Below are 8,568 nucleotides of genomic sequence, written 5' to 3' on the forward strand. Positions count from 1 at the left end.
TTTTGTTTATTTTAAACCATTAATTTGCTACAAAAAAAACTATAAAAAAAGAAATCTTATCCACATAAAAAGTGGAAGTAAAGATTTCTTTTTTTTCTTACTTACTGGGACTTTTGTCCCAGCCTCTTTTTAAGTTTTAATTAGTTATGTCCTAGCCTCTTTAAGAAAATAATTCTTCTGCTTGTTTTGGAAAACGTTTCTTAACAGCCTGTTTGATAATGCGATCAGTAAGTGGAATATTTTGAACTAAAAGAGGTCCGTGAAGGTAAGAACAAAAGGTCTGTTTATAATGTGCCCCCTCAGTTCTATCTTCGCCATTATTGCCTTGACCCTTTTCGACAATACCTAAAGGCTTGACTTGATCGCCTAAAAAAGTTCGGCCATTGTGGTTTTCAAAGCCTTTATAAGTTTCACCAAATTCTTCATTTTTAATTACGATATCGCCAATAAATCGATTGTTAACTTGATTAAGCGTATAATAATCAAGTGCTCCAGCGCCTTCAATTTTTGTTCCAGCCGCATCAACATAATAATGACCTAGCAATTGAAAGCCCCCGCAAATACCAACCATGACACCGTCGTTTTCAATGTACGATGAAAGATCAGATTTTTTTGTTTGCAAATCTAGTGAAACGATACGTTGTTCAAAATCTTGTCCTCCTCCAAAGAAAACTAAATCATATTTAGAAGGATCAAAAGATTGATTAAGACTGATGATTTCAACATTAAATAAAATACCATGTTGTTTAGCGCGATGTTTTAACATCAATAAATTGCCATTGTCTCCATAAGTATTTAATAAGTTCCCATAAAGATGACAGACAGTTAATTCAATCATGTTACATGCCTCCCTCAATATAGTTCTGATTAGCTAATTCTTTTCTCAATTGTAAAATAGCTGTATAGGTTGCTAAAACATGAATTTTTTTAGTAGGTGCTTGTTTAAAACTGTTAATTAGGTCTGGGATTTCTGGAATAACTTGTAAGTTTTCAGGCAGAATACCGGCAACCTCTAAACGGGTTTTGATATCATCAACTCGTTCTCCACCCACAGTGAATTGTTTGATAGCCATCTCTGATACACTTTCATAGTCTGCATCCCATATCCAACTGGTATCTGTTCCATCAGCTGCATTAGCATTTAAGATGGAAACTAAAGAGAATGGTTCTGGATCACGAGCAATCATGTCTAAAACTTGATTTAGTCCTACTGGATTTTTTACAAGATTAACGGTAATTTCTTTATCGCCTACTTGAATCACTTCTTGACGACCAAAAACGCGTTTAGAAGAGTGGAATCCATCACGGATTTGATCAGTTGAAACATCGAAAATCCGACCGATACTATAAGCTGCAAGTGCGTTATAGATATTGTATTGTCCACCTATAGTGATTTCAAATTGTTCGCCATCAATAACAAAACGAGAAGACTGGTGATCCATATTAAGGATATCTGTCATTCGATAGGTCAGATCAGGGCGATGGAAACCACACTCAGGGCAATAATATTTACCTAAATTACTGTAAGAAATAAACTTATACTGTAAAATGTTATGGCAATGAGGACAAAGAACCCCATCTGTATTGTAATGAGCCTGAGTTTCCCCATCTGGTAAATGATCAAATCCAAAATAAATCCGTTCATTCACTGTTTCTTTCGAATTAAAAATAGGCGCGTCTCCGTTACTAACAATTAAAGCATCAGGGGCTAATGCTGCTCCATCTAGCATTAGTTGATAGGTCGTATAAATTTCACCATAACGATCCATTTGATCACGAAAGACATTCGTAAATACGATTGCTTTAGGTTTTACATATTTTGTTACATGAACCAAGCTAGCCTCATCAACTTCTAAAATGGCTACTTTCTTTTTTGAACTTGGTTTATAAGAATGATGTTGCAAAAATGTTGAAATAATCCCTTGCAACATATTAGCACCAGTGGGATTTGTAATGATATCAGGGTATTTTTGTTTCAAAACTTGATAAGTTAAAGCCGTAGTCAAAGTTTTCCCATTCGTTCCGGTCACAATAACTACTTCATAATCTTTAGATAAAGCCCCTAAAACAGTAGGGTCTAATTTCTGGGTTAACATTCCAGGATAACTACTTCCACCTTTAAGAAAAGTGTGCAGTCCCCATCTGGTTGTTTTTCCTACCGCTATAGCAAGATTGTTTCGTATGCTCAATTGAGTTTCCTCCAATAATAAATGAAATGGTTTGATAATCCTATTAGCTATTCTAGCATAATTATTTTGATAAGAGATTAAATTTCCGTAACAACTTCTATTATATAAGAAAAAATCTTTTTTCGCTAAATTCATCTATTCATGACTAAATAAAAAAGCAAAAGCAAATAGGAATAACAAGAGAAATCAGCCCTATTCTATTTTTCTTTTACAAATTTAATGCATTATCCCCAAAATTACCGTATAATTCAAAGAGATTCCTATGAAAGAAAAGAGGATATAAACTATGGCTCAGCTTTTTTTTAAATACGGTGCGATGAATAGTGGTAAAACAATCGAAATACTTAAAGTTGCTTATAACTACGAAGAGCAAAATAAACCCGTTGTCATCATGACTAGTGGGTTAGATAATCGTGACGAAGTTGGAATTGTTTCAAGCCGAATCGGATTGAGACGAGAAGGTATTTCTATTTTTGATGATACAAATATTTTTGAACTCGTTCAAAAACTTGATTTTGATCCCGCTTGTGTTTTAATAGACGAAGCACAGTTTTTGAAGAAGACACATATTTTACAATTAGCTAAAATTGTGGATGACTTGGGTATACCAGTAATGGCATTTGGACTTAAAAATGACTTTAAAAATGAATTGTTTGAAGGTTCTGAGTATTTACTTTTATATGCGGATAAGATTGAAGAAATGAAAACAATCTGTTGGTACTGTCATAGAAAAGCGATTATGAATATGCGTTTGATAGACGGTAAACCTGTTTATGCAGGGGAACAAATACAAATAGGAGGAAATGAAAGCTATTTCCCAGTTTGTCGTAAGCACTATTTTAATCCCCCTTTATAAGAAATAACAAGTACGATGGAATTTAAAAACGATTGTATTTCTGTCCAAAAATTTAAGGACAAATATAGAAGAAATACAACGATAAATAAAGGAGAAATTAAGCATGTTTGATAGACTAGCGAGCGTCGAAGGACGCTATGAAGAATTAAATGAATTATTGAGCGATCCTGATGTGGTTAGCGATACAAAACGTTTAATGAAGTTAACAAAAGAAGAAGCCAGTCTGCGTGAAACAGTAGCCACTTATCGTCGCTACAAAGAGGTTGAGGCAGATATCGAAGATACTTTGGAGATGTTATCGGAAACTTCAGATCCAGAAATAACCGAGATGGCAAAAGAAGAATTAACAGATTTAAAAAAAGAAAAAACAGGAATTGAAGAAAAGATGAAAGTCTTAATGCTTCCTAAAGATGAGAATGATGATCGAAATATCATTATGGAAATTAGAGGCGCAGCCGGTGGAGATGAAGCAGCTTTATTTGCTGGCGATTTATTTGGTATGTATCAAAAATACGCAGATGCTCAAGGTTGGAAAACAGAAGTATTAGACGCGAATATTACTGGTATTGGTGGTTATAAAGAAGTAACAATCATGATTACTGGAGACAATGTGTATTCTAAATTAAAATATGAAAATGGTGCACATCGCGTGCAACGTGTTCCATCTACTGAATCACAAGGCCGTATTCATACATCAACTGCAACAGTAGTTGTCATGCCAGAAGCAGAAGAAGTGGAATTGAATCTTGCCGACAAAGACATTCGTGTAGATATTTACCATGCAAGTGGAGCCGGTGGACAGCATGTAAATAAAACGGCTTCGGCAGTGCGGTTGACTCATTTGCCAACAGGGATTACCGTAGCGATGCAAGATGGCCGTTCACAAATTCAAAACCGTGAAAAAGCGATGAAAGTTTTAAGAGCTCGAGTATACGATCATATTCAAACTGAAGCTCAAGATGTTATCGATACGGAGCGTAAATCTGCCGTTGGTACTGGAGATCGTTCAGAAAGAATTAGAACGTACAACTTCCCTCAAAGTAGAGTGACTGATCATAGAATTGGGTTAACTATTCAAAAATTAGAACAAATTTTGGGTGGTAAACTTGATGAAATTATTGATGCATTAATTCTGCATGATCAAACAGAAAAAATGGAGCAATTAAAAAATGATCACTAATGAAACATATAGAGAAGTCCTAAAATGGGCTTCTTCTTTTTTAGAAGGAGCTGGTCAAGAAGGGATAGCTGCTGAAATTTTATTAAGGGAGCGTCTCGAGTGGTCTAAAACCGATTTTATTTTGCATTTAGACCAAGAAATTTCTACAGAAATAAAAAAGCAATGGGTGATGGATGTTAAAAACCATAGTAAAGGGATTCCGATTCAGTACTTACTAGGCTATGAATGGTTCTATGGGTATAAATTTAAGGTGAATTCGGATACGTTAATTCCACGTCCAGAAACAGAAGAAATAGTCGATAAATTTTTAAAAAGTGTACCAGAAAAACCGTTGAAAATAGTCGATATTGGGACTGGTACTGGAGTTATTGCTATTACGATAAAGAAAGAGCGTCCACAAGACGATGTGACAGCCATTGATTTATCTGATAAAGCTCTATTAGTAGCTAAAGAAAATGGAGAAAATCTTAAAGCAAATGTAAGGTTTTTATTAGGCGATTTAACAGATCCGGTTAAATCTGAAAAATTTGATATCGTTATTTCGAATCCTCCTTATATTGGTAGGGACGAAAAAAAATACATGGATGACTCAGTATTAAAGTATGAACCTGAATTAGCTTTGTTCGCTGAAAATGAAGGATTAGCAGTTTACCAAAGATTAGCCAAAGAGATTCCATTTATATTGAAACCAAATGGACAACTATTTTTAGAAATTGGATTTAAGCAAGGAAATATAGTGAAAACGCTCTTCCAAAAAGCCTTCCCAACAGCAGATGTGACAATTGAAAAAGATATGAGCGGACAAGACCGTTTACTTAAAGTAAAATGCAATTAAAGTAGAATCTCTTTCAACAATAAGCATAGAGGACATGTGGCAAATAACGAAATAAAAAGATGGAGGTGTTTTTTTGAACACCAAACGATTTCAATTGAATGAAATTGAAGCAGCAGCAAAGTTGTTAAAACAAGGGGAGTTAATTTCTTTTCCGACAGAAACAGTTTACGGACTAGGAGCAAATGCAATGGATGAAGCAGCAGTAAAAAAGGTATATTCCGCAAAGGGGAGACCAAGCGATAATCCTTTAATTGTCCATGTTGCTTCTGTTGATGAAGTAGAAAAGTACGTCGAAGAAGTTTCAGAACAGGCAAAAGAGTTAATGGCTAAATTTTGGCCCGGACCCTTAACGTTAATATTTAAAACGAAACCAGGAGTCTTTTCTAAAACTGTAACGGGTGGGCTGACAAGTGTTGCGATAAGAATGCCAGATAACGAAGCGACTTTAGCTTTGATTAACTTAGCGGGAGTTCCGTTGGTTGGACCTAGTGCAAACACATCAGGGAAACCTAGTCCAACAACAGCTGATCACGTTTACCATGATTTAAATGGGAAAATTGCGGGTATTTTAGATGGTGGAGAAACTGGATTAGGATTAGAGTCAACTGTTTTAGATATAACGGATCCTAAAAAACCAACGATTTTGAGACCAGGAGCACTGACAAAAGAAGATTTAGAGTCTATTTTGGAAAACGTATATCTAGATCAACACTTTGTTACTAAAGATGAAAGTCCTAAAGCGCCGGGTATGAAATATACGCATTATGCACCTAATGAACCCGTTGTAATTGTGAATGGTGCAGACGAACAATGGCAAAAGGCTATTGCTTATTACCAAAATAAAGATGAAAAAGTAGGATTATTAGCTAACGAAGAGAGAATAAATCAATATAAAGGAACTGTAACTGCGGTATATTCTTTGGGCGAAAAAGATAGTACTATAGCGGCAGCTAAATCTCTATATGCTGGTCTTCGTTCTTTTGAAAAGACACCAGTAACCGTAATATTAGCTGAGGCCTATGATAAAAACGGAATAGGTGGAGCGTATATGAACCGTTTAGAAAAGGCGGCCGCAAATCATTATTTTACAGAAGAAATGTCTAACAGTAGTGAACAACAATAGTGAATTCAAACTAAACTAGTTAAGGATGTGGGTTGAAAATGGATTTTAGAGAGTTTGATAAAGAAGTATTTGACGCAATTGATCAAGAGAAAGAACGACAAGAACAAAATATTGAACTAATAGCATCAGAAAATTTTGTTTCAAAAGGAGTACTTGCTGCGCAAGGAAGTATTTTAACGAATAAGTATGCTGAAGGATACCCAGGGAAAAGATACTATGGTGGATGTGAGTATATTGATGTTATTGAAAATTTAGCAATTGAACGTGCAAAGGAACTCTTTGGAGCGGAATATGCGAACGTTCAGCCACATTCTGGTTCAGGGGCGAATATGGCTGTCTTTAATGCCTTTTTAGAGCCAGGTGATACAGTCTTAGGAATGGATTTAACACACGGCGGACATCTGACACATGGTTCACCGGTTAACTTTAGTGGGAAAACGTATCATTTCGTTGCCTACGGTGTTGATAAAGAAAATGAATTACTTGATTACGAAGAAGTAAGAAATCAAGCCTTAAAACATAAACCAAAAATGATTGTTGCTGGTGGAAGTGCTTATGCAAGAAAAATTGATTTTTCTTTGTTTAGAGAAATCGCAGATGAAGTTGGAGCTTATTTAATGGTTGATATGGCACACATTGCAGGTTTAATAGCTGCAGGATTGCATCAAAATCCAGTTCCATATGCTGATGTTGTAACCTCTACAACACATAAAACATTACGGGGACCACGTGGAGGATTAATTTTAGCCAAAGAGCAATATGGTAAAGTGATTAATAGCGCAATTTTTCCTGGAATTCAAGGTGGTCCATTAGAACATGTAATAGCTGGGAAAGCTGTTGCCTTCAAAGAAGCGATGATGCCTGAATTTAAGGACTATGCAGCACAGATTATTAAAAATGCCAAAGCAATGGAAACTATTTTTAATGAATCAGTTGGACATTTAGTAAGTAAAGGAACAGATAATCACCTATTATTATTAGAAGTAACGCAATTTGGACTAAATGGAAAAGAAGCAGAAAATATGTTAGATGAGGTTGGTATTACTGTAAATAAAAATACTATTCCGTTTGAAACACTTAGTCCATTTAAAACAAGTGGTATTCGAATCGGAACGCCTGCAATTACTACCCGCGGTTTTGATGAGGAAGATTCAAAAAAAGTAGCAGAGTTAATTGTAGCAACTTTAAAAACAAAAGATACTCCAGATAAAAGACCTGCGATTAAACAAGAAGTTTTAGAATTAACTAGCAAGAATCCTTTGTATAAAGAATAATAATAATCCCCAGTTGATAAGATAAAAGAATCTTATCAACTTTTTTTCTTGCAAAAAATGTAAAAATATAAACTAATCCTTATCGGGTAAGATATATAGGTAGATAGGGCTAAAACTAAATTAAAAACAATGGATAATTTTCTAGCCTTTAAACAGTATTTCCTTTACAATAGAATTGTTTGAAATCTAAAGAAAATGAGGGCTGAAGATTATGGGAAAATTTCATGTAATAGACCATCCATTAATTCAACACAAGGTTACAATTCTTCGCGACAAGAATACAGGAACGAAAGATTTTAGAGAAGCCGTGAATGAAATTGCGCGTTTAATGGCATACGAAGTTTCAAGAGACATGCCTCTGCAAGATGTTGAAATCGAAACGCCTTTAGTTAAAACAACAAAAAAACAATTAGCAGGAAAAAAAGTTGCAATCATACCTATCTTAAGAGCGGGTTTAGGAATGGTTGATGGTATTTTAGATTTAATTCCAGCTGCAAAAGTTGGACATGTTGGAATGTATAGAGACCATGAAACGTTGGAAGCAGTTGAGTACTTTATTAAATTGCCTTCAGACATCAAGGACCGTCAACTGTTAGTTGTAGATCCAATGTTAGCAACAGGTGTTTCAGCTATTACAGCAATTGATGCATTAAAAAAACGTGGTGCAAGTTCAATTAAATTTGTTTGTATCGTAGCAGCACCTGAAGGGGTAGCTGCATTGAAAGAAGCACATCCGGATGTTGACATCTATACAGCAGCTCTTGATGAAAAATTAGACGAAAATAGTTATATTTTACCTGGTTTAGGTGATGCGGGCGACCGTTTATTCGGCACACTATAAAACCAACATGTTGCGAACTCTGTTCAGCTCTGAGAGAGAAATGAAAAATTACCGCAAGAGGCTAAAAGCCACGAGGATACTTTTGAATTTATCCAAAGAGCTAGAGTACACAACTCAATTAAAACCAAGATGTGATAAGAAGTAACTGATAAGGGATGAAAATCTCTTACTAGTTACTTTTTCTTTTATTTTTAAGGCACCTATTTTTTTAATAAACGTCTACTTAATTAATTTAATTGACAAAGATTGTAAAAAAATACACTAGTAGAA

General features: G+C 35.0%; 8 protein-coding genes. 6 read left to right on the plus strand and 2 right to left on the minus strand.

Translation table 11 applies throughout. The features are described from left to right. Positions 1 to 160: 160 nt before the first annotated feature. Positions 161 to 838, minus strand: coding sequence for a type 1 glutamine amidotransferase (locus WBF61_RS06275; protein ID WP_424254904.1), 678 nt, complete (start codon positions 836 to 838; stop codon positions 161 to 163). 1 nt (position 839) lies between these two features. Continuing rightward, positions 840 to 2,189 carry a MurT ligase domain-containing protein gene (locus WBF61_RS06280; RefSeq protein WP_424254905.1) on the minus strand — a complete coding sequence of 450 codons (1,350 nt, stop codon included), beginning with the start codon at positions 2,187 to 2,189 and terminating at the stop codon, positions 840 to 842. Between the two features lie 286 nt (positions 2,190 to 2,475). Between WBF61_RS06280 and WBF61_RS06285 the strand changes: the two genes are divergently transcribed. From WBF61_RS06285 to upp, 6 genes are all read left to right on the plus strand, one after another. Beyond that, positions 2,476 to 3,045 carry a thymidine kinase gene (locus tag WBF61_RS06285; protein WP_424254907.1) on the plus strand — a complete coding sequence of 190 codons (570 nt, stop codon included), beginning with the start codon at positions 2,476 to 2,478 and terminating at the stop codon, positions 3,043 to 3,045. A 103-nt stretch (positions 3,046 to 3,148) separates the two neighbouring features. Next, a complete protein-coding gene (prfA, locus tag WBF61_RS06290) occupies positions 3,149 to 4,225 on the plus strand; it encodes a peptide chain release factor 1 (RefSeq protein WP_424254909.1) in 1,077 nt (358 codons plus the stop codon). Next, a complete protein-coding gene (gene prmC, locus WBF61_RS06295) occupies positions 4,215 to 5,060 on the plus strand; it encodes a peptide chain release factor N(5)-glutamine methyltransferase (RefSeq protein ID WP_424254911.1) in 846 nt (281 codons plus the stop codon). The genes prfA and prmC overlap by 11 nt, the downstream gene beginning before the upstream one ends. 73 nt (positions 5,061 to 5,133) lie before the next feature. Next, on the plus strand, positions 5,134 to 6,183 hold the full coding sequence (locus WBF61_RS06300) for an L-threonylcarbamoyladenylate synthase (RefSeq protein ID WP_424254912.1): 1,050 nt from the start codon (positions 5,134 to 5,136) through the stop codon (positions 6,181 to 6,183). A 38-nt stretch (positions 6,184 to 6,221) separates the two neighbouring features. Continuing rightward, a complete protein-coding gene (gene glyA, locus WBF61_RS06305; protein WP_424254914.1) occupies positions 6,222 to 7,457 on the plus strand; it encodes a serine hydroxymethyltransferase in 1,236 nt (411 codons plus the stop codon). 211 nt (positions 7,458 to 7,668) lie between these two features. Further along, positions 7,669 to 8,298: a uracil phosphoribosyltransferase gene (gene upp, locus WBF61_RS06310; RefSeq protein WP_424254916.1), complete on the plus strand. Its 630-nt coding sequence runs from the start codon at positions 7,669 to 7,671 to the stop codon at positions 8,296 to 8,298. Positions 8,299 to 8,568: the final 270 nt, after the last annotated feature.

This window comes from Carnobacterium sp., assembly GCF_049673005.1.
GTDB lineage: Bacteria > Bacillota > Bacilli > Lactobacillales > Carnobacteriaceae > Carnobacterium_A.

Excerpts from the sequence above, each read along its gene's own strand:
- WBF61_RS06275 (WP_424254904.1), bottom strand. The coding sequence starts at position 838 with ATGATTGAATTAACTGTCTGTCATCTTTATGGGAACTTATTAAATACT.
- WBF61_RS06285 (WP_424254907.1), top strand. The coding sequence starts at position 2,476 with ATGGCTCAGCTTTTTTTTAAATACGGTGCGATGAATAGTGGTAAAACA.
- prfA (WP_424254909.1), top strand. The coding sequence starts at position 3,149 with ATGTTTGATAGACTAGCGAGCGTCGAAGGACGCTATGAAGAATTAAAT.
- prmC (WP_424254911.1), top strand. The coding sequence starts at position 4,215 with ATGATCACTAATGAAACATATAGAGAAGTCCTAAAATGGGCTTCTTCT.
- glyA (WP_424254914.1), top strand. The coding sequence starts at position 6,222 with ATGGATTTTAGAGAGTTTGATAAAGAAGTATTTGACGCAATTGATCAA.
- upp (WP_424254916.1), top strand. The coding sequence starts at position 7,669 with ATGGGAAAATTTCATGTAATAGACCATCCATTAATTCAACACAAGGTT.